Origin of the sequence: Tianweitania aestuarii (assembly GCF_018457165.1) — a bacterium.
In the GTDB taxonomy this organism is placed as follows: Bacteria; Pseudomonadota; Alphaproteobacteria; order Rhizobiales; family Rhizobiaceae; genus Tianweitania; species Tianweitania aestuarii.
Genome location: NZ_JAFMNX010000001.1, coordinates 250,460 through 270,178 on the forward strand (window position 1 = coordinate 250,460; position 19,719 = coordinate 270,178).

Annotated in this window: 19 protein-coding genes and 1 tRNA gene; 9 read left to right on the top strand and 11 right to left on the bottom strand. The window is 61.1% G+C overall.

Annotated elements, in window-relative coordinates:
* Positions 1-3 precede the first annotated feature (3 nt).
* Entirely contained in the window at positions 4-810 is an 807-nt protein-coding gene (locus JYU29_RS01225) for a DeoR/GlpR family DNA-binding transcription regulator (protein WP_213982969.1), read from the bottom strand.
* 165 nt (positions 811-975) lie between these two features.
* Here JYU29_RS01225 and JYU29_RS01230 point away from each other — a divergent pair, with 165 nt between their 5' ends.
* Entirely contained in the window at positions 976-4,728 is a 3,753-nt protein-coding gene (locus JYU29_RS01230; protein ID WP_213982970.1) for an autotransporter domain-containing protein, read from the top strand.
* Positions 4,729-4,812: 84 nt separating this feature from the next.
* On the opposite strand, the gene JYU29_RS01235 is transcribed toward JYU29_RS01230, so the two are convergent.
* The 3 genes from JYU29_RS01235 to JYU29_RS01245 all read right to left on the bottom strand — a co-directional run bounded on the left by JYU29_RS01235 (position 4,813) and on the right by JYU29_RS01245 (position 7,521).
* A complete protein-coding gene (locus JYU29_RS01235) occupies positions 4,813-5,676 on the bottom strand; it encodes a VOC family protein (RefSeq protein ID WP_213982971.1) in 864 nt (287 codons plus the stop codon).
* 125 nt (positions 5,677-5,801) lie between these two features.
* Positions 5,802-6,845, bottom strand: a complete 1,044-nt coding sequence (locus JYU29_RS01240; protein ID WP_213982972.1) for a sensor domain-containing diguanylate cyclase — start codon at positions 6,843-6,845, stop codon at positions 5,802-5,804.
* 151 nt (positions 6,846-6,996) lie between these two features.
* Positions 6,997-7,521: a DUF4142 domain-containing protein gene (locus JYU29_RS01245; RefSeq protein ID WP_213982973.1), complete on the bottom strand. Its 525-nt coding sequence runs from the start codon at positions 7,519-7,521 to the stop codon at positions 6,997-6,999.
* Between the two features lie 420 nt (positions 7,522-7,941).
* On the opposite strand from JYU29_RS01245, the gene JYU29_RS01250 reads away from it, so the two are divergent.
* A complete protein-coding gene (locus JYU29_RS01250) occupies positions 7,942-8,463 on the top strand; it encodes a sigma-70 family RNA polymerase sigma factor (protein ID WP_213984189.1) in 522 nt (173 codons plus the stop codon).
* 8 nt (positions 8,464-8,471) lie between these two features.
* Here the strand turns inward: JYU29_RS01250 and JYU29_RS01255 are convergent, their stop codons facing one another.
* Complete coding sequence (locus JYU29_RS01255; protein WP_431192818.1) at positions 8,472-9,023, bottom strand: gluconokinase; 552 nt, start codon at positions 9,021-9,023, stop codon at positions 8,472-8,474.
* Between the two features lie 227 nt (positions 9,024-9,250).
* Here JYU29_RS01255 and purU point away from each other — a divergent pair, with 227 nt between their 5' ends.
* Complete coding sequence (purU, locus tag JYU29_RS01260; protein WP_213984191.1) at positions 9,251-10,141, top strand: formyltetrahydrofolate deformylase; 891 nt, start codon at positions 9,251-9,253, stop codon at positions 10,139-10,141.
* Positions 10,142-10,201: 60 nt separating this feature from the next.
* On the opposite strand, the gene JYU29_RS01265 is transcribed toward purU, so the two are convergent.
* Genes JYU29_RS01265 through JYU29_RS01275 form a run of 3 tightly spaced genes read right to left on the bottom strand, consistent with a single transcriptional unit; the run spans position 10,202 to position 12,713 of the window.
* Positions 10,202-11,500 (bottom strand): DUF3618 domain-containing protein, encoded by a 1,299-nt coding sequence (locus JYU29_RS01265; protein WP_213982974.1) that lies wholly within the window; start codon positions 11,498-11,500, stop codon positions 10,202-10,204.
* The gene (locus JYU29_RS01270; protein ID WP_213982975.1) at positions 11,497-11,898 is read right to left on the bottom strand and encodes a phage holin family protein; all 402 of its coding nucleotides are present in this window, start codon (positions 11,896-11,898) and stop codon (positions 11,497-11,499) included. The genes JYU29_RS01265 and JYU29_RS01270 overlap by 4 nt, the downstream gene beginning before the upstream one ends.
* The gene (locus JYU29_RS01275; protein WP_213982976.1) at positions 11,895-12,713 is read right to left on the bottom strand and encodes a hypothetical protein; all 819 of its coding nucleotides are present in this window, start codon (positions 12,711-12,713) and stop codon (positions 11,895-11,897) included. Before JYU29_RS01275 ends, JYU29_RS01270 begins: the two co-directional genes overlap by 4 nt.
* Positions 12,714-12,933: 220 nt before the next feature.
* On the opposite strand from JYU29_RS01275, the gene JYU29_RS01280 reads away from it, so the two are divergent.
* Complete coding sequence (locus JYU29_RS01280) at positions 12,934-13,668, top strand: cytochrome c oxidase assembly protein (RefSeq protein WP_213982977.1); 735 nt, start codon at positions 12,934-12,936, stop codon at positions 13,666-13,668.
* On the top strand, positions 13,656-14,153 hold the full coding sequence (locus tag JYU29_RS01285; protein WP_213982978.1) for a CopD family protein: 498 nt from the start codon (positions 13,656-13,658) through the stop codon (positions 14,151-14,153). Before JYU29_RS01280 ends, JYU29_RS01285 begins: the two co-directional genes overlap by 13 nt.
* Here the strand turns inward: JYU29_RS01285 and JYU29_RS01290 are convergent.
* Positions 14,131-14,628 (bottom strand): DUF2231 domain-containing protein, encoded by a 498-nt coding sequence (locus tag JYU29_RS01290; protein WP_213982979.1) that lies wholly within the window; start codon positions 14,626-14,628, stop codon positions 14,131-14,133. The two genes, JYU29_RS01285 and JYU29_RS01290, sit on opposite strands and share 23 nt — an antisense overlap.
* Positions 14,629-14,739: 111 nt before the next feature.
* Here JYU29_RS01290 and coxB point away from each other — a divergent pair, with 111 nt between their 5' ends.
* The 3 genes from coxB to JYU29_RS01305 are packed head-to-tail and all read left to right on the top strand — an operon-like array spanning position 14,740 to position 18,253.
* Positions 14,740-15,396, top strand: a complete 657-nt coding sequence (gene coxB, locus JYU29_RS01295) for a cytochrome c oxidase subunit II (protein ID WP_250157130.1) — start codon at positions 14,740-14,742, stop codon at positions 15,394-15,396.
* Positions 15,396-17,909, top strand: a complete 2,514-nt coding sequence (gene ctaD, locus JYU29_RS01300; protein ID WP_213982981.1) for a cytochrome c oxidase subunit I — start codon at positions 15,396-15,398, stop codon at positions 17,907-17,909. The genes coxB and ctaD overlap by 1 nt, the downstream gene beginning before the upstream one ends.
* The gene (locus JYU29_RS01305; protein WP_213982982.1) at positions 17,909-18,253 is read left to right on the top strand and encodes a hypothetical protein; all 345 of its coding nucleotides are present in this window, start codon (positions 17,909-17,911) and stop codon (positions 18,251-18,253) included. The genes ctaD and JYU29_RS01305 overlap by 1 nt, the downstream gene beginning before the upstream one ends.
* Positions 18,254-18,348: 95 nt before the next feature.
* On the opposite strand, the gene JYU29_RS01310 is transcribed toward JYU29_RS01305, so the two are convergent.
* Positions 18,349-18,424, bottom strand: a tRNA-Ile gene (locus tag JYU29_RS01310).
* A 159-nt stretch (positions 18,425-18,583) separates the two neighbouring features.
* Here JYU29_RS01310 and JYU29_RS01315 point away from each other — a divergent pair.
* Positions 18,584-19,309 (top strand): SIMPL domain-containing protein, encoded by a 726-nt coding sequence (locus JYU29_RS01315; protein WP_431192831.1) that lies wholly within the window; start codon positions 18,584-18,586, stop codon positions 19,307-19,309.
* Between the two features lie 87 nt (positions 19,310-19,396).
* Here the strand turns inward: JYU29_RS01315 and JYU29_RS01320 are convergent, their stop codons facing one another.
* Positions 19,397-19,717, bottom strand: coding sequence for a hypothetical protein (locus tag JYU29_RS01320; RefSeq protein WP_213982984.1), 321 nt, complete (start codon positions 19,715-19,717; stop codon positions 19,397-19,399).
* Between the last annotated feature and the right edge of the window lie 2 nt (positions 19,718-19,719).

Below are 19,719 nucleotides of genomic sequence, written 5' to 3' on the forward strand. Positions count from 1 at the left end.
CCGTCAGGCCCTTGCTGTCTGCGGCAGGTGAAGGGTGACACCGAAATCGAGCAGGCGCGCGTTCAACGATGCAGGCGGCGCACGATCGGTGACGAGACTATGAACGTCGCGCATCGAACCGAGCCGCACCAGAGCAGTCTTGTTGAACTTGCTGTTGTCGACCGCCAGGATGACCTGCGTTGCCTGTTTCATCGCCGTTGAAACGATCGCGACCTCCGTGTGGTCGTCATCGCAAAGATCGCCCTCGTCGTCGATGCCGCTGACCGACACCACGGCGTAATCGAACTTGAAGCGCCGGATGAAGTCGGTCGTGTCTTCGCCCGACACGCCGCCATCGATCGGCCGCACGAAGCCGCCGGGAATGGCCAGGGTGAACTCGGAATGTTCGCTGATCAGGGATGCGACGCGCAAACTATAGGTGACGATCCGCAGCCCCCGTTTTGCAAGGAGGGCGCGCGCCACCGCCTCGCAGGTCGTGCCGGTATCGAGAAACACGGTCGCCCCATCGGGGATGAGGCGTGCAACGGTTGCTGCGATCCGCGTTTTTTCCACAGCCCGATCGGTGCGGCGCTGGCGATAGGTGCCGGGATCAAGCGGAACGGCAAGGGCTGCGCCGCCATGCAGCCGACGAACCCGACCGGCTTCTTCCAGTGCCATAATGTCGCGCCGCGCCGTTTGCGTCGTGACGGAATAACGCCGCGTAATTTCATCGACGGAAACAAAGTTCCGTTCTTCGATCTCGCGCAGCAACGACGCTTGGCGGCGCGTTTTCTTGTTGGCTGCTTCTGCGCTCTGATCGTCGAATGTCATCGCTGAAAGGCTTCCCGTTGGCCAAGGCAAGATGTGCACAGCTTCATCGTTGAATTTTTACGAGGGTCAATTTCCTGTTGCGTAACTGACATACATCCCCATTAATGTCCGCAAAACAACATTTCTGCAGGTTCACCAACAATCATCTTGGGGGTTTTTTAGCTTATGGCAAACACATCTGCGAGAGGCCGCACGCATGCGGCGCTCAAGGCGACAACGGCAGGCATGCTGTTGCTGGCGTTCGGTGCGGGGGCACAGGCGCAGGACGCGACCGAGAACTCTCACTCGCTGAAGTTCATGGTCTTCAACATCTGGAATCAGAACCAGAATTCCAAAATGTGGGATCCAACTGCCAAGGCGAATGGCGAGTTTGTCTTCAACGAAACGATGAAGGCGCTCTTGTCTGGCGTAACGCCGGATGTCCTGGTTCTGCCGGAGCTGAACAACAACAACCGGACCCCAGATGGCTTCACGGAGAACGTTTCCGACGCCATTACCCGCAATACTCTGGATGTGTTGAATGGCCTGCCGCGCAAGCCAGGCTTCACGTCTTACGAGAAAAATCTCGATGAAGGCTCCAAAGGGAGCGGTCGGGTGTTCTCGAGCGTGCCATTTGAGAACCTGCCGGGTGACACCGTGCACATGCGGCCCGGCAACGGCTTCCCGGATTTGGTGGTGACGGGCATCCACCTCAACTACTATGACGAACCTACATACCGTCTGCCTGAAGCCAAGCGGCTCAACCAAGCTGCCGCTTCCGTGAACGTGCCAAGCGTCATCATGGGCGATTTCAATGCCGGCGACGTTTCGGAACGCGGTCTGCACAGCGCAGATCAGCAGGCCTACCTTTTCGGTCGCGTCGTAAGCGATGATGGGGCGAGCCAGCTATGGAAGGACCTCGCGCAAGAATATATTCCGGCGGGGAGGGAAGCAGAGTTCAACGCTTATCTTGATGATATGCGTACAAGTGTGAACGGCACGTACAAATATCGAACATTCATCGACAGCTATTTCGCTGCGAACCGAGAAGAGTTTCCTGGAAAGACCTCATCAGGTCAGCTGAGCTGGCGCGAATGGGAAACCATCATCGCCAAGGACATGGCCGCTAAAGGCCTGACCTTCGAAGACGAGACCTATCCGGTTGCCAGCAACACGCCGGTGACGATGAACGTCCTGAAAAAGCAGTATCAGCTGTTCCAGCAGGAACGAAACCGCGAGCTCTACACGCCAAGCGAAGTTGGGGATGGTCGGGCGACCTGGACCAGTGATGGCGAAGATGCCACCAACACCTGGCCTAGCTGGGATCGCGTCAACATCGACCACATCATGATGTCGCGACCCTTCGCGAAGTGGGCTGAAATCAGTGACACCGGTCCGTACACCGGGACCTTGGCCCAGGAAGCGACGCTACCCGGCGGCGGTTCTTTGTCCGACCATGAAGCCGTGGCTCAGGAACTGCGTTGGATCGGGCCGAAGCTGGAGACCTATGCGGATGGTGCGGCTGCCAAGACGCGGCTGGTCTGGGGCAAAGGCGCTTATGACTTTGACGGGCGCAACAAGGAGTTCTTCCTGACGCGCAACAATATGCGCACCGACGTGCATCTCGGTCAGATCGCGGATGAGAACGGCAATCCGATTCTCGCCGGTTTGACCGTTGACGAAAAGAAGATGCTGCTCGATTGCGCCAGCACGGATGCCCGCTTTGCCAAGGCGATCCAGGAGTATTGCATCGACGATCATTCCTTTATCGGCGAAACGCTGGTGACGGATGGCGGCACGCTGATCGTGGACGAAGACGCGGCACTTGGCGGCGTCGATGCTGATCTGCGTCTGGCAAATGGCACGCTGCGTATCAACGGCACGGCAATGTCCAGCCTTGATCGCGAAGTGAAGCTCGACGCATCGGGTGCGATCGACGTGGTGGATGCGGGTGCCGATGTGTCGGTGCGCCAGGCCATCAGCGGGCAGGGCGGTCTCGCCAAGCGCGGCGCAGGCATGCTGACGCTCGATGCGGCCAACAGCTATACCGGCGGCACGCTGGTGGAAGCCGGTACGCTGCGCGCCGGTGTTGCAGGCGGTCTGGTGGACAACACCGATTACACCGTGAATGGCGGTCGTCTCGACCTCAACAACCACGATCTTGTTGCCGCCTCTCTGTCGGGTCTCGGCGGCAGCGTCGGGCTGGGCAGCGCTTCGTTGCTGGTGGATCAGTCCATCAACACGCGCTTCGACGGCACGATCGATGGTGCAGGCAGCCTCACCAAATCAGGCGATGGCTGGCTCGTGTTGAACGGCGTGAACGGCTATACGGGCGGCACGCAGGTGCTGAACGGCGGTTTGATCATCGGCGACGCCGATCATGCCGGTGCGTCTATCGTGGGCAACGTCGCTCTGGCCGACGGCGCGATCCTGGCCGGCTCCGGCACGATGGGCGGTTTGACCGTGGCGTCGGGCGCAACCGTTGCACCGGGCAACTCGATCGGAACGCTGCGCGTGGCCGGCGATGTGACGCTTGCGGCCGGCTCGACTTATCAGGTCGAGATCGACCCGTCGGGCGCCGGTGACCGGATCGCGGCAACGGGTTCGGCGCAGATCGAAGGCGCCAACGTCTTCGTTCAAAAGGCACAAGGCACCTATACACCAGGCCGTCGCTACGAAATCCTGACGGCTCTGGGTGGGATCGATGGTCGCTTTGCGGCATTGAACCAGAATCTGCCGTTCATCGATCTCGGCTTCACCTATGATCCGACGCGCGTGACGCTCGATGTGGCGCGCAACGCGGTCGACTTCGCAACGGTGGGTGAAACAGCCAATCAGCGGGCAACGGCCGGTGCGGTTGAAGCGCTGGGCGGCGGCAATGCCGTTTATGATGCCGTGGTGTGGCAGGCCGACGAAGAGGCTGCGCGGACCGCTTTCGATGCGCTTTCGGGCGAAGTGCATGCGTCCACCAGGACGGCGCTGATCAACGACAGCGCCATGTTGCGCAACGCGGCCAACGAGCGCATCCGTACGGCCTTTGCTTCTGTAGGAGCAACCGATCTGCCGGTGATGTCTTATGCCGACGGCGCAAAAGCCATCCAGTCGACCGGTCCTGCCGGTCCGACGCTGTGGACGCAGGGCTTTGGCGTGTGGAGCACGACTAAGGGCACGAGCGAAACGGCGGAACTCGAACAGTCCACCGGCGGCTTCTTCACGGGCTTCGACGGTGCGCTTTCGGAAACCTGGCGCCTCGGTTTGATGGCCGGCTACAGCCACTCGTCCTTTGATGTGGACGGCCGCTCGTCATCGGCCAGCAGCGACAACTACCATCTCGGCCTTTATGGTGGCGGTCAGTGGGACAGAACATCGTTGCGCGCCGGCGTCGGTTATAGCTGGCATTCGATCGAAACCAGCCGCTCCGTTGCCTTCACCGGCTTCAGCGACGGCTTGTCGGGTGACTATGATGCCGGCACGTTCCAGGCCTTTGGTGAACTGGCGCATCGCTTCGATGTGGGGCAGGCCGCGATCGAGCCCTTCGCCAACCTCGCCTATGTCAGCCTTGACACCGACGGCTTCACCGAACGCGGCGGGGCAGCTGCCCTTTCGGTCGACGGCGGCTCGATGGACACGACCTTCACGACGCTCGGCGTTCGTGCATCGGCTCCGTTCAACCTTGGCAGCGTGACGGCACAGGCACGCGGTCTGATCGGCTGGCAGCATGCTTATGGCGACACTTCGCCGAACACCAATGTCGCCTTTGCCGGCGGCGGCGCGTTCGACGTCACGGGGGCCGCGGTTGCGGACGATACGGCCGTGATCGAAGCCGGCATCGACTTCACCTTGAGCGAACGTGCAACGCTCGGCGTGCAGTATGGCGGCCAGTTCGGCTCCGACTTCACCCAGAACGCGGTGAAGGCGAAGTTCAGCCTGAACTTCTGATCGGATCAAGGAACGAAAGAAAAGGCCCGCGTCGGAAACGGTGCGGGCCTTTTTTATGGTTGCGAACGATGTTGAACAGGATAGTCAGATCGGCTTCTGTCGCAGGCTGAGCGATGTGCCCCATGGGTCTTCGATCCGGATGCCGCTCGTTTGCGGATGAAGCGCAACGCCTGCCGCTTCGAGGCCGGCAACGGTTTTGTCATAGGTGGCGGGATCTGCTGCGAGCAGCTCGACTTGGCGCAGCCCGGTTGCGCCTGAGGTGTGGCGGGTGGCGTTGCGGCTGTTCCAGATGTTGCCGGCAAGGTGGTGGTGATAGCCGCCCGAACCGAAGAAGCTCGCGCCGGGATAACGCGCGGTAATGTCGAGGCCGAGCGCGTCGGCATAAAAGGCGTCAGCTTGCGCCGTTGCACCGACCTGCAGATGCACGTGCCCGATGATCGAACCGGCTGGCGCGCCCTGCCATTCCCTGCCTTGCGCCGCAGCCATCAGATTGTTGAGATCGAGCCGCTCCGTGACCATGCCGAGCTTGCCGTCATGGTAGGGCCATTGCGATGACGGGCGGTCGACATAGACTTCGATGCCGTTGCCTTCGGGATCGGTGAGATAGAGCGCTTCGCTGACAGCATGGTCCGACGCGCCCTGAAAGGAAAAGCGGTTGCGGGCGAGATGGTAAACCCAGCTGCCGAGATCGGCGCGTTCGGGGAGCAGGAAGGCGGTGTGGAACAACCCGGCTTCGGTCGGTGCCGAACGCGGCGCGGCGGTATCGCCCACCAGTTCCAGAAAGGCGCGGTTTCCTGCGCCAAGCTGCACAATCCCATCCGACTGGTCGATCAACTGGAGGCCGAGAACCGTCTGGTAGAAGTGGCTGATACCGGCGAGATCATTGACCCGCAGCGAAACGGTGCCGATCCGCAGGGGGGCGGAGGATGAGGTGATGAACGTGGACATCGAGGATCTTGCTCCCTTTGCAAGGGCGCGGTTTTTGCACCGCTGCACGATCCAGAAGATGCCTATGCCTGTTCGTTCACGCTAGGCTGCATTCCGGCGATTGTTCGTTCGATAAAGAGGAACGATCAACCTTCGGTCTGCCGCTCCGCCTGCATCTCGGCCTGCAGCGCGACCACGCGATCCCGCCCGCGCGACTTGGCCATGTAGAGCCCGGCATCGGCCAGGCCGAGAAGGGCGTTGAGCTCGCTCGTTTTTGCATCGACGGTGGCAATGCCGAAACTGGACGTGACGGCCAGGCTGGTTGAGCCGACATCGATCGCTGCTGCTGCGATGGCTTTGCGGATCTTTTCGGCGATACGAACGGCATCTTTCGCGCCGGTCCCGGGCAAGAGAACCACGAATTCTTCTCCGCCGAGACGGCCGACAAGATCGGTCGAGCGCAGCTGTGTCTGGCAGATGCGCGCGACTTCGCTCAAAACGAGGTCGCCTGTCGCATGGCCATGCGTATCGTTGACGGCCTTGAAGCGGTCGATGTCGAGCATGATCACCGATGAGAACCGATCCTGCCGATCCATCAGAGCCAGAACCTGTCTGGCCTGCACGGTGAAGGCGCGACGCGTCAGCACCTTGGTCAGGACGTCGACTTCCGCCGTACGGCGCAATTCGAGCTCGTGCATGACGATGGCGGCGAGATCCGTCAGAACATCGAGGTTGGCTTCGGTGAACGAGCGCGGCTTCTTGTCGATCGCGCATAAGGTGCCGAGAACAAAGCCGTCCATCGTGCGAAGGGGAACGCCGGCATAGAAGCGCATATGGGCAGGACCGGTCACAAACGGGCTGTTCTTCCAGTCTTCCGCCTGGCTGAGATCCTCGATGACGACCGGCTGTCCGCTGGCCAGCACCATCCGGCAGAAGGTCACCTTGCGATCAAGGTTGGGATCGGGCAGGCCGATGCAAGCCTTGGCCCATTGCCGATCGGCGGCGATCATCGAGATAAAGGCGATCGGGACATCGAAGACGTTGCGGATCAAGCGGACGATCCGGTCGAAAGCCTCTTCGCGGGGCGTATCGAGGATATCGTAGCTTTGAAGCGCAGCCAGCCGGAGGTGCTCGTCCACGCCAGCACCATCAAGGCGCGGCATACGCAACTGGGAAGAAGAAGGCGACATCAACGGTTCTCGCACATCAACTTGGACAGGTGTCAACGCTGGCAATCAGGAAGTCGTTGCCGAAAAAGGCATAAGGTTGAGCTTCAACACCTCATGAAACGAAAATGGCCCACGCACAGGGCGTGGGCCATTTTCTGATACAATCGCCGAATTACATGTCGGCCATGAGCTTCTCGACATGCTCCTTATGCATTTCGAGGGTCGGCAAGGTCTTCTTAGCAAAGGCAACGAGCTTCTCGTCGTCTCCGGATTGCGAATAGTTCGTGAACAGCGTGATGGCCTCGGTATGAGCCTTTTTCTGCATGTCCACATACTGCTTGTCGAAGTCGTCGCCTTCGGCAGCCTTGAGCTTGTCCAGCAGGTCCTGGTGCTTCGGGTCGAGCTTCGCCGCAGGCATGTCGCCCGCTGCAGCCTTCATCTCTTCGCCGGCCTTGATATGATCCTTGATCATCTGCTCGGCAAACGCCTTCACATCGTCGGACTTGGACTTGTCTTCCGCAAGCTTGCTCGACTCGATCTCGAACATGTTCGAGCTGGACGCCATCGCGACGAACTCGGCTGTATCCACCTTCATGGACGGGCTGACTTGCGTTGTTTCGGTTGCGGGCTTGGTCTGCGCATAAGCGGCACCGGACAGAAGAAGGCTGGCGGCAACGGCACTGATGATGGTCTTCATGGTCTCGTTTCCTTTTTGGGGATGAGACCGTCTTCGCAATAGGCGCTCATCCATTGGACACAGGTAACGAACTGGCACGAAGGAGCAGTGTTCCATCAAAGCCGGCCTTAACAGACAGCCTCGCACTGTGACTGCTGCCAGTTCCAGACATGAAATCACCGGTCTGATGTGGAGTTTGGGCAATCGCCGATCTGGACGCATGTCGAACGGGATTATTCAACTTCCGCTTCGACTATTTTAGCTGCGTTTAACTTATGTAAGCGCCGCGTGCTGCTCACCTGTGGAATTCTGCCTGGCAAAGACAGGAGGGAGTGAGCGTTGGAATTCGATCCCGCCGACAGGTTTGCAGATCACGAGCCTGAAACTTTGCCTATTTACGCGCCGCAGGCGGGATCCGCCTCGCCGCAGGTATCAAAGGAAATGGTGGCGCTGATCCCGGCATTGCGGGCATTTGCGCGCACCTTTTGTGCTGATCCCTTTGATGCCGATGATCTCGTGCAGGAAACGCTCATGAAGGGCATTGCCAACATCCGGCAATATCAGCCGGGCACTCGGCTAAAATCATGGCTTTTCACCATCATGCGCAACACCTTCTACACCCGCGCCAAGTTGCGCAAGCGCGAAGCGCCGGGCGGCGCGGATTGTGTGTCCCTGCTGCCGACGGCCGAAGCAACGCAGGAATGGACGATCCGCGGCACGGAGATCGAGGTCGCGATCAATCGTTTGCCGGAGCAACAGCGCGAGGTGCTGATCCTGATCGGCGTGCTCGGCGTTTCCTATGAGGAATCCGCGCGCATCTGCGATTGCGCCATCGGCACGATCAAGAGCAGGCTCAATCGCGCACGAGCGACATTGCTGGACCTGCTCGGTGAAACTTCGCCGCAAAGCGCGATCGAAGCCCAGGCGCCGATGGCTCAGCCGGTATCCGCCAGCGCCGCGTGAGCTTGCCGCTAAGGCTGTTGCTGTCGGCTGCGAATCGCCCGAACCAGGTCTGAAACGACCGTGTCAGGCGTGGCGTCGATCGACACGATGATCGCATCCTCGTCTGGCTGCGGCACCTCGAGAGCGGCAAACTGGCTGTCGAGCAGGGACAGAGGCATGAAATGCCTTTGGCGGCGCGCCATGCGATCGGCGATCAGCGCGCGTGATCCATCGAGATAAAGAAAGGTCACGGGTTTGCCCGCCGCTTGCCGGATCTGGTCACGGTAAAGGCGCTTCAAGGCCGAACAGCCGACGATCAGGCTTCCTTCATGGGCGTGAAGCGTTTGACCGACGGCAACGAGCCAGGGTGCGCGATCACCATCCGTCAGCGGAATGCCCTGCGCCATCTTGTCGATATTGACCTGCGGATGCAGGTCGTCGCCATCGATGAAATCGGCGCCGAGGGCCGCGGCAAGTCCCTGGCCAATGGAGGTCTTGCCCGATCCTGCCACGCCCATGATGACGAAGTGGGTGGGAGATGGACGTGGGGTTATCGTCTGCATGGCCGCTTTATAGGGCAAGGCGGCTCCACGCCCAAGTCACCAGAATCCAAGTTTTCAGGCCCGACACGCCAACGCCAACGATGGGCCTGCGCAGGTCGGAACGTGTTTGCATTGGAGAAAGCCTTTGCGCCGTAAAGACGCTGGATTATCAGGGGACGTCGATTTCTGACGCGCCGTTGCGGCAAAACTGGGCGACATCCTAGAACGCCGCCAAGGGGAGGGTTCCAATGTCGAAAGCTGCGTCCATGCCTGCAACGAAGTTCATCCTGACGGTTACGTGCAAATCCACGCGCGGGATCGTTGCGGCGCTGTCCGGCTTTCTCGCCGAAAAAGGCTGCAACATCATCGACGCCACGCAATTCGACGATCTCGACACAGGCCGCTTCTTCGTGCGCATCAGCGTCGTTTCGGAAGAAGGCGTGGGGATCGATGAGCTGAACGAGGGGCTTCAGCCGATCATCGACCGCTTTGGTATGCAGGCCGAACTGCACGACGCCGACGCACGCATGAAGGTCATGCTGATGGTGTCGCGCTTCGGCCATTGCTTGAACGATCTGCTTTATCGCTGGCGCATCGGCGCGCTGCCGATCGATATCGTGGGCGTGGTGTCGAACCATCTCGATTACCAGAAGGTCGTCGTGAACCACGACATTCCCTTCCACCACATCCCGGTGACGAAGGAAAACAAGCAGCAGGCCGAAGGCCGCATCATGGAACTGGTGGAAAGCTCCAACACCGACCTGATCGTGCTTGCCCGCTACATGCAGGTTCTGTCGGACACGATGTGCCAGAAGATGTCGGGCAAGATCATCAACATCCACCATTCCTTTCTGCCGTCCTTCAAGGGCGCCAATCCCTATAAGCAGGCTTACCAGCGCGGCGTGAAGCTGATCGGCGCGACGGGCCATTACGTGACGGCCGATCTCGACGAAGGTCCGATCATCGAGCAGGACACGGTGCGTGTAACCCATGCGCAAAGCCCGGAAGATTATGTTTCGATGGGCCGCGATGTGGAAGCGCAGGTGCTGGCCCGCGCCATCCACGCGCATATTCACCGCCGCGTTTTCCTCAACGGCAACAAGACGATCGTTTTCCCGCCGAGCCCCGGCAGCTACGCTTCGGAGCGCATGGGCTGAGCCCAAAACAAAAGGCCCGGCTGCAGAATAGCCGGGCCTTTTTGGTGGAATAGGGGCAGATCAGCTCTGCGACGGCTTCCAGGGCTGTGAACCCGTTGGGCTGGTCGACGCACCGGTGGCAGCACCGCCCTGCGAGCCGGAAGTCGGCGTGGCCTGCGACGGCGTACCCGACGAAGCGCCGGCCGAAGCAGACGATGCCTGATCGTCCTTCGCCGCCGTGTCCTCGTCCGAGCCCAGCTTGTCGCGCGCGGCTTCTTCACCGGCACGGGCGGCCGACTTGATCACCGAGCCAACGCGATCGGCCAGATGAAGGTCGCCCACATTGGCATGCGACGGGTTCAGGCCCTGCTTGTCGGCTTCCGACTTGGCGGCCGCATAAGTCTCGGTCGCAACATCGGCGGCAACGCCCTTGGCCTGCTCGTAGCCTTCGGAGGCGAAGCTCTTCGCGTGATCCTTAAGGTCGTCGCTATACTTGCCGAGTTGCTCGTCTTCCGTTCGCGTACGCGGCAGGAGAGCACCGATCAGCGCGCCGAGGGCAAGACCGACTGCTGCCGTGGCCAAAGGCTCACGATTGAACAGGTCGGACGCGGAGTCCGCCAGGTTCTTGGCACCGCGGGCCGTGCCGCGGGCGGTGCGGGAGCCATAATCGGCCGCACCCCGGGCTGCACGCGAACCATAGTCGGCAGCGCCGTGTGCTGCACGCGAGCCGTAATCGGCAGCACCACGAGCGGCACGCGATCCGGCATCCGCCGTCGACGAACCGGCACGCGACAGCTTGTCACCGATCGAGCTGGCCGCATCGCTGACGGCGCCCGTTGCAGAGTCCCAGGCGTCTGAGGCTGCATCGGTAGCGCGTTCCATCATGCCGGGACCATTGTCGCTGGCAGATGTTCTGGGCTCGTAGTCGGATGAAGAGCCGCCACGATAGACCGAACCCGCAGCACCATAGGTGGAGCGCGGATAATCGGTCGAACCGAGCGGATCGCGGTCACGCAGATCTGCATCGAGATAATCGCGCTCATCCGTTTCATAGCCGGCTGCGGGATAACCGCGGGCCGGGTAATCGCGGTAGTCGGCATGCTCGTTGCCGCGCAACGAGGCTGTGGAAACGGACGTTCCCTTGCCGAGCGCGAGCCATGCGAGACCGGCACCGACGAGTGCCAGCGGCAAGGGATTGTCGCGCACCTGGTTCTTCAGGTTCACCAGCGCCGTTTCGCCATCACCGCCGCGGAAGACCGAAGCGACTTCATCGACCATCTGTCCCGGCGTCATCTTGGAGCGCAGCGTTTCTGCGGTATCGGCGATGCGTGCGCGGGTTTCCTCGGCTTCGCGTTCGAGGCTGCTTGTGGATTCGCTCATTTGAACTGCTCCTTCACCACAGCGGCATCGCGAGCCAGCTGATTGGTCGTGTGATCAGGGGTAAGATTGCTCGGTTCCATGTTGGACGTGCCGCGCTTGACGAGGAGCACGCCGATCAGCGCAACCACGACGCCTACGATCAGCGAAGCCCAGCCGGGGCCGACCAGATGAGCAAGGGCAACAACGAGCGCCTGCAACAGGATCAAAAGAGCGGCCATCAGAAGAAGGCCACCAGCAAGCACTTCAACAGCGCCGCTGAGCATCATCTTCATCTTGTCGCCCATCTCGGAGCGAAGAAGACGAATTTCGGTCTGCATCAGCGAACTGACCTGCTGGATCAGATCACTGATCAGCGTGCCGACGCCACGGTTGTCGCGAAGATCAGCCGGATCGCTCATCGGTTATCTCCCGTGCCGGAGGTTGAGGAATAGGTGGAGGACGTCGTGTCCTTGGTGTCGACTTCAAACGGCGATTCCGAACCAGACGATCCGAAGGCCGATGTGGACGTGGAGCCGGCGCTGGTGGTGCCGGCCGGGGAGGTCTGTCCGCCTTCGGGAAAACCGGTGAAGGTTTGGTCACCTGCAACGCTGCCGCCGGAAGCTGGAGGCGCATAACGCGTCTGGCTGGACGGGCGGCCGGAGAAGCCTGCATCGCGCGGATCGCCGTCGCGATATCCTGCGCCGCGACTATCCGGACCGCGGTAGTTCGAGCCGCCTGGATTGCCGGACGGCTGGGGAGCGGAGCTCTTCAAGAAACGTCCGAGCGCCAGACCGGCCAGAACCGAACCTGCGATCAGGGCAGTCGGGTTCGCCTGTCCGAACTTGCGCACTTCGCCGATCACGTCCTGGATCGGCTTGTCTTTCAGCGAGCTGGCAAGGCTGTCGATGCCGCCGGCCGCGCTGTTGACCAGCTTGGCAGCTGGCGTCTGGTCACTGTCCTGCAACTGGTCGCCAGCGGCGCGCAGTGCTTCGCCGAAGCCCTGCAGGCTGCCAGCGATGGATTTTTGCGCGGCCTGCGTCTTGTCGGCTGCGATGGATTTCGCCTCGTCGGCAAGGCTGCTCGCCTTGTCGTAAGCCGCGTCGCGCGCATCGTGCAAGCCGGAGCGCGCTTCGTTGACTTCCTTGTTGACGCTGTCGCGCATTTGCGAGGTCGTTTGCGCAAGGTCTGCGCGGACATCCGGCTTTTTGCCGGATAGAGTCTCGTCGTTGGCCATGGTCTTCCTCTCGATCTTCGGTTAGCAACCATTCAGGCTGCCTCCTCGGCGAAGGAACACGCCAAAGAGCGTCCTGTTCCAATTCCTTTCAAAGAAGTGGCTAATGCAGGCCGTGGCGGAGCGAACAGCCTGGTTCTTGATCAAACTCCTTTGATCAAGGTTGCCCTAGGCGGGCATTCCCTTATGTCTTTCTATCGAAGCGGCGGGCATTTTGATCCTCATGGACACGACCTATTGCGGGCCGGCGCCCGTTCCTGAAACCTGGGCAACGCAGTGGAATTTCGATCCGGTTGCGCTGGGCCTGTGCGCATTGCTGCTCGTGGCTCTGCCGGCGATCGAGCCTCGTCGCCGCGCGGCCTATCTCCTCGGCACTTTGGGCATCGCGCTCCTCTTCATATCGCCCCTTTGTGGTTTGACGGCAGCGCTGTTTTCGGTTCGTGTCGTTCACCATGTCATTCTGGCCGCCGTTCTGGCGCCGCTGTTTGCCTGGGCAATGCCTGTGCGGGCACTCGCATCCGCCGGGCAGTCACTGTCCCTCGTGGTCCTTCTGCATGCCGCGATCTTCTGGTTCTGGCACGCGCCGAGCGTTTACGATGAGGCGGTGGCTTCGGCCGTCTTTTATTGGCTGATGCAGGTGACGATCTTTGGCTCGGCCTTCTGGATGTGGCAGCAGGTGTTTCACCGTCCGCAGCCCGCCGCCGCGATCCTGGCACTGTTGGCAACCGTGGTGCAGATGGGGATGCTCGGTGCACTCCTGACCTTTCAGGGCGATGCGATCTACGCGACCCATGCGTGGACAACGCAGCCTTTCGGTTTGTCGCCGCTTGAAGATCAACAGCTTGCCGGGCTGATCATGTGGGTGCCGGCTGCCGCACCTTATCTGGTTGTCGCGCTCATTCGGTTGCTGGCGATGTTGAAACCCTCCGGAGAGAACCAGGCTTCATGGTCTGGCTGAAATTCCTCCATATCACCGCCATCGCGATCTGGAGTGCCGGGCTGATCTGTTTGCCCGGCCTTTACATGCGCCGTGCGCTCGTTCCCGATCAGAACGCCCTGCATCAGCTGCAGGCGCTCGTGCGCTTTCTTTATACCGTGATCCTGTCGCCAGCCGCTTTCATTGCGATCGGCAGCGGCACGATCCTGATCTTCGTGCGTCAGACGTTCGAACCCTGGTTTTCGGTCAAGCTCGCCTTTGTCGGCGCCATGGCGCTGATCCATGCGCTGACCGGCATCGTGATCGTACGCTTGTTCGAGAAGGGCTATGTTTATCCGCCCTGGCGCTTCGTTGCGACCACAACGACAACGGTGTTCGTCGTGGTGATGATCCTGATCGTTGTTCTCGCAAAGCCTTATGTGCCGGATCTTCTGCCGGACGTCTTTTATCAACCCGGCGGTCTGGCGCGCTTGATGAACGACCTCATTCTTTATCTGAAACAATGAGGCCGATGCCGTGATCAAACACCAGTTTGCCACCGTGCCAACCGGCCAGGCCCGTGAAGATGCTGCCCAGGAAAGACAGAAGCAGACCATGCGGCAGGACCTGCGCCTGATCGGCCATGCGTATTCCCCAGTTCAATCCCAGGATGGCGATCAGGGTCATCGCGGCGACAGCATGCGTCCAGCTGGCAACGCGGATGCGGATGCCTTTCACCAGAAGAAGCTCCGCCGTTCCAACGAGACCGGCAGCCGCAGCCGTGAGGAAAGCAAAGCCGGACGACCACAAGCTGACCCGCACCCAGAACGGATCGCCGGTGAACCAGTAGAACAGGTCGACGCCCAACGTGGCGATGGCGAGCGCAATGGGGAAGTGGACGCCCATGGCGTGCAGCGGATGCCCGGCCACCGCGACGGTGGATTGCACGGGCTCGTCCAGAACTTCCTCGATGATCGGTCCTGTGCCTTGGACTTCGGACATTGGCTGTTCCCTTGGTTCGAAAAGGCAGTCGATGCCTGTGCGCGCAGTTTACCGTGTCTCACCAGATATGCACGCCGGCTGCTTCGTCCAGTGCCGATCCTGGGCACCAGTTTGTTACTCGCGGGCTGCGGCGGTGATCTTTCGGCGCTCGATCCCGCAGGGCCGAACGCCCACAATGTCGCGACGCTCTGGTGGATCATGCTCTGGGGTTCGACGGCGATCTTCCTTTTCGTCAGCCTGATCCTGTGTTTGGCGCTGACACAGCGCGGACAACGGCTGCTTTCACCACGCTGGCTCCTGATCGGCGGCGGTCTGGCCTTTCCGAGTGTGGTGCTGGTGGCGCTTGTTGCGGTTTCGCTGGCGCTTGGCGAAAGGCTGCTCGTTTATGCCAATGAAGCGCCGCTGCGCATCGAAGCGGTTGCGCGGCAATGGCAATGGGAGTTCCGCTATGGGGACGACACGAACATCGCCACGCTCGATAAGCTTCACATTCCGGCGGGCCGCCCCGTGGATTTCGCCGTCACGAGCGATGACGTCATTCACAGCTTCTGGATCCCGCGGCTCGGCGGCAAGATGGATGCGATACCCGGACACACCAACACGATCCGGCTGATGGCCGACAAGCCCGGCACCTATGGCGGCGTTTGCGCGGAGTTTTGCGGGGAAGGCCATGCGATCATGCGCTTCAGCGTGCAAGCCCATGAGCCGAATGAGTTCAACGACGTGATGCAGCAACTGAGCGCATCAAGGGCAGAACGGCAGCAATAATGGAACAGCCCAGCCCCGTATCGCAGATCAAGCTGCATCATGATCTGAAAGCCATCTGGGACACGCCGCCCGGATGGGGCTTTCTGTCGGCCGTCAATCACACGGTGCTCGGACGCCGCTTCATCATTGCCGCCTTCACCTTCTTCGCCATCGGCGGCGTGCTGGCGATGCTGATCCGCGCTCAGCTCGCCACGCCGCGCAGCGCTTTTGTCGGCCCCGACGTCTATAATCAGATCTTCACCATGCATGGTTCGGTGATGATGTTTCTTTACGCGATCCCCATGTTCGAGGGCTTCGCGATCTATCTCCTGCCCAAGATGCTCGGCGCGCGCGATCTGGCGTTCCCGCGTCTGACGGCCTACGGCTTCTGGTGTTATATTTTCGGCGGGTCGATCCTGATCGGCGCGATGCTGCTCGGCGTTGCGCCTGATAGCGGCTGGTTCATGTATACGCCGCTGAGCTCGTCCACCTATACGCCGGGCATCAATGCCGACATCTGGCTGCTCGGCATCACCTTCGTGGAAATTTCGGCTTTGTCGGCGGCGGTCGAGATCACCGTCTCGATCCTCAAGCTGCGCGCGCCCGGGATGTCGATCGACCGCCTGCCGATCATGGCCTGGTATCTCCTGGTCACGGCGCTGATGATGCTGTTCGGGTTCCCGCCGCTGATCCTTGGCTCCATTCTGCTCGAACTCGAACGCGCCTTCGACCTGCCGTTCTTTGATCCAACGAGAGGCGGCGACAGCCTGCTTTGGCAGCACCTGTTCTGGTTGTTCGGCCATCCGGAAGTCTACATCATCTTTCTGCCGGCCGCGGGTGCCATTTCGATGATGATCCCGACCTTTGCGCGCCATCCGCTGGTTGGCTATCGAGCGATCATCGCGGCGATCATTGCGGTTGGCTTCCTGTCGTTCGGTCTGTGGGTGCACCACATGTTCGCCGTGGGCATTCCCCATCTGGCGCTTGCCTTCTTTTCCGCAGCAAGCGGTCTGGTGGCGATCCCCACCGGGCTCCAGATCTTTGCGTGGATCGCGACGCTCGCCAAGGGGCGACCGCGCTTCGACGTGCCGATGCTCTATCTTGCCGGCTTCTTCGTGATCTTCGTGATCGGCGGCCTCACAGGCGTGATGCTGGCCATGGTGCCGTTCAACCTGCAGGCGCATGACACGCATTTCGTGGTGGCGCACCTGCATTACGTGCTCGTTGGCGGCTTTGTTTTCCCCATGCTCGCCGGCGCGTATTACTGGCTGCCGCACATCACGGGCAAAGTGTCCGACCACAAGCTTGCGGTGCCGGCCTTCTGGCTGATCTTCATCGGCTTCAACATGACCTTCTTCCTGATGCATCTGACGGGCCTTTTGGGCATGCCGCGGCGCATCGACACCTATCCGGCGGAAGCGAAGTGGGAATGGCTGAACCTTCTGTCATCGGTCGGCAGCTTCGTGATGACCATCGGCTTTGCCTTGTTCGTGCTGGACATCATCCTTCAGGTCCGCTTCGGCAAGGCCTTTCGGCGCAATCCCTGGCAGGCGCGCAGCCTGGAATGGGCCACGCCCACCCCGCCGCCATCCTATGCCTTCGCCTCGCTTCCGCATGTTGAAAGCCCCGCCGACTGGCTGGAACCAGGCAGCCTTGGCAATGATCTGGCAGCCGGGCGCGGTTATCTCGGCTTCACCCGCAATGGCTGGCAGGAAACGCTTGGCGTCGGCATGACCGATGGTGCGCCGGACCAAGTCGTGGTGCTTCCAAGAAGCACGACGCTGCCGTTCTGGACGGGTCTGGCAACCGGCACGATCGTTCTTTGCTTGTTGTTCAAGCTCTATTGGCTGGCCTTGCTGCCCTTCGCCGTCACGATCACCCTGCTGTTGTGCTGGACCCGTACCACCGGTGCGCAGTCCGATCTCGGGCCTTTGCCGATCGGGCGCGGACAAACGGCGCTGGTGCATTGGGAGGCCGGCCAGCCGCCCTCCTGGTGGGCGATGGTGTTTGTTCTGGCAGCCGATGCCACCTTGTTCGGCTCCTTGTTGTTCGGCTGCGTGTTTCTGGCGATGATTGCGCCCGGATGGCCGCCAGCGGTGATCGTGCTTCCAAGCTATGGTGTCATGGCGCTGGCCGCGATCCTGATGATCGCCGCAGCACTTTTCGGGCGGCTTGCCTTGCGCGATCTCAACCGCAACCGGGCACCAACGGCCTGGCTTGGTTCCGCCGCCCTGGCTCACCTCGGTGCCTGCGCGGCGCTCGTCTGGATCATCGCCGTCGATGTCGTCGATCCCACCCAGCACGCCCACCAAGCCACCTTGTTTGCCCTGCTGGGTTACGCTGTTCTGCATGCCGGCGTCGGCTGCATCCTGGCGCTTTACGGGTTGCAGCGGCAGCGAAGCGGCAAGCTGTCCCCCATCCGCAACCTCGACCTTCGCATCGGCAAGCTGTGGCATGATTATGCCGCCGTGGCCGGCCTTGTGGCGCTGGTCGCCGTGATCGTCCTGTGCTGGTCGGCGGGCGGGAGGCCGTGATGCAGCAAAGCGCATCCAACAAACGGCTTCTGGCGCTGGCGGCCGGCTTCGTGATCTGGTCGATCGCCTTTGTGGTGCTTTACAGCGCTTTGTCGATCGGCTGCCGCCAAGGCTGGAACGACGTTCATCTCGTTGCCGGCATGTCGCTCCAGCGCGTGCAACTTGTTGGCCTTTATGCCCTGCATCTGGCCTGCGGTCTGGGTCTCGTGATCGCCCTGCGCATGACACCGGCAAAAAAGGAAATCGCCGCTTTCCTTCACGCGATCGCCTTTTACGCAGCCATCGCCGCCGTGTTCTCGACAGCCTTCACCTTCGCCGGCGTTCTGCTGCTCTCGCCTTGCTGAGATGAACGAAAGACCAGCGCTGGCCGAGGGAGGCTCTGACAGTTGGGGCGTGTGGCACGATCATCATGCAGAGCGATGACGCAAATGGATGAGGTTGGTGGGCCCGGAGGGACTCGAACCCCCAACCAAGCGGTTATGAGCCGCCGGCTCTAACCATTGAGCTACAGGCCCCACCCGGGGAGATCACTAGGCAATTTGAGCCGACAGCACAAGTTCCGCCTTCGGGTGTTAAGCATGATCAGTCATGATGATGCCGCGCGTCGCATTCGCTCCATAATCGCCGCCTAGGCGTGGAAGGAGGGATGATCCTTGTTCGATGGAGACTTTAAAATCATGCGCGCCACTCTTCCGCTTGCTTTCCTGATGCTCGGTTCCGTGTCCGCCTATGCGCAGCCGGTGCAAACCGCGCCCACGCCGCAGATCGTGGTGACCGGTGAGGGCGAAGCGACGGCTCGGCCGGATCTGGCCATGCTGTCCTTGAGCGTGATGCGCGAAGCCAAGACGGCGCGTGAAGCGCTCGACGCCAACAGTTCTGCGATGGCTGCCGTGATCAGCGCGATGAAGGCGGAAGGCATTGCCGATGCCGACCTGCAAACCAGCAGCCTGTCGATCGAGCCGCGCTATGTGTATCCGGCCAACAAGGATGGCGAGCAGCAAGAACCGAAGCTGGTCGGCTATCAGGTGACGAACTCGCTGGGCGTGCGCGTGCGCCAGATCGACAAGGTGGGCGCCTTGCTCGACAAGGCCGTGTCGCTTGGTGTGAACCAGGGCGGTCAGATCAACTTCGATTCCGCTGACACGACCAAGGTCGTATCCGAAGCGCGCAAGCGCGCCGTTCAGGATGCGATGGAGCGCGCAAAGACCTTGGCTGAGGCGGCAGGCATCAAGCTCGGTCAGGTCACGGAGATCTCGGAAAGCAATCTTCGTCAGCCGCCCGTGCCGATGATGATGGCCAAAAGCATGGAAGCGCGCCCGGCACCGCAGGCCGTACCGGTTGAAGCCGGCGAGAACGTTTATCGCGTTGAAGTCTCCGTCACCTTTGCGATCGACCGCTGATCGGTGGCAACGACGAAAAAAGCGGACAGGAAAAAGGCCGGTGGATCGCTCCACCGGCCTTTCTTCGCTGGAAACCGAACTGCCCTTTTAGCGGATGACGGGGCAGTTCGGCGCCCGCGCGAAGAGAACACGGATGCTGTGGCCGCGCTGGAAGCCGCGAACGGCAATGGTGTTGCGGTTGACGTTGGCGACGCGAGGACGGTTGATGCCCATCTTCCACGCCTTTTCCCGTGCCCTTTCGGGCGTGCAGGCACGGCCTGGACGGTCGCGGTGGCGCTCATGGCGATACTGCACCGTTTGCGGCGTCACGGTGACGCTGACGCTTGCAGCCTGCGCGGCAGGAAGGGTGGCGAAGCTGCCAAGCAGAACGCTCATGGACAAAGCAGCAGTTTGAACGATCTTCAGCATGA

Coding starts and splice junctions, on each gene's coding strand:
- JYU29_RS01225 (WP_213982969.1), bottom strand. CDS start 810: ATGACATTCGACGATCAGAGCGCAGAAGCAGCCAACAAGAAAACGCGC.
- JYU29_RS01230 (WP_213982970.1), top strand. CDS start 976: ATGGCAAACACATCTGCGAGAGGCCGCACGCATGCGGCGCTCAAGGCG.
- JYU29_RS01235 (WP_213982971.1), bottom strand. CDS start 5,676: ATGTCCACGTTCATCACCTCATCCTCCGCCCCCCTGCGGATCGGCACC.
- JYU29_RS01240 (WP_213982972.1), bottom strand. CDS start 6,845: ATGTCGCCTTCTTCTTCCCAGTTGCGTATGCCGCGCCTTGATGGTGCT.
- JYU29_RS01245 (WP_213982973.1), bottom strand. CDS start 7,521: ATGAAGACCATCATCAGTGCCGTTGCCGCCAGCCTTCTTCTGTCCGGT.
- JYU29_RS01250 (WP_213984189.1), top strand. CDS start 7,942: ATGGTGGCGCTGATCCCGGCATTGCGGGCATTTGCGCGCACCTTTTGT.
- purU (WP_213984191.1), top strand. CDS start 9,251: ATGCCTGCAACGAAGTTCATCCTGACGGTTACGTGCAAATCCACGCGC.
- JYU29_RS01265 (WP_213982974.1), bottom strand. CDS start 11,500: ATGAGCGAATCCACAAGCAGCCTCGAACGCGAAGCCGAGGAAACCCGC.
- JYU29_RS01270 (WP_213982975.1), bottom strand. CDS start 11,898: ATGAGCGATCCGGCTGATCTTCGCGACAACCGTGGCGTCGGCACGCTG.
- JYU29_RS01275 (WP_213982976.1), bottom strand. CDS start 12,713: ATGGCCAACGACGAGACTCTATCCGGCAAAAAGCCGGATGTCCGCGCA.
- JYU29_RS01280 (WP_213982977.1), top strand. CDS start 12,934: ATGGACACGACCTATTGCGGGCCGGCGCCCGTTCCTGAAACCTGGGCA.
- JYU29_RS01285 (WP_213982978.1), top strand. CDS start 13,656: ATGGTCTGGCTGAAATTCCTCCATATCACCGCCATCGCGATCTGGAGT.
- JYU29_RS01290 (WP_213982979.1), bottom strand. CDS start 14,628: ATGTCCGAAGTCCAAGGCACAGGACCGATCATCGAGGAAGTTCTGGAC.
- ctaD (WP_213982981.1), top strand. CDS start 15,396: ATGGAACAGCCCAGCCCCGTATCGCAGATCAAGCTGCATCATGATCTG.
- JYU29_RS01305 (WP_213982982.1), top strand. CDS start 17,909: ATGCAGCAAAGCGCATCCAACAAACGGCTTCTGGCGCTGGCGGCCGGC.
- JYU29_RS01320 (WP_213982984.1), bottom strand. CDS start 19,717: ATGCTGAAGATCGTTCAAACTGCTGCTTTGTCCATGAGCGTTCTGCTT.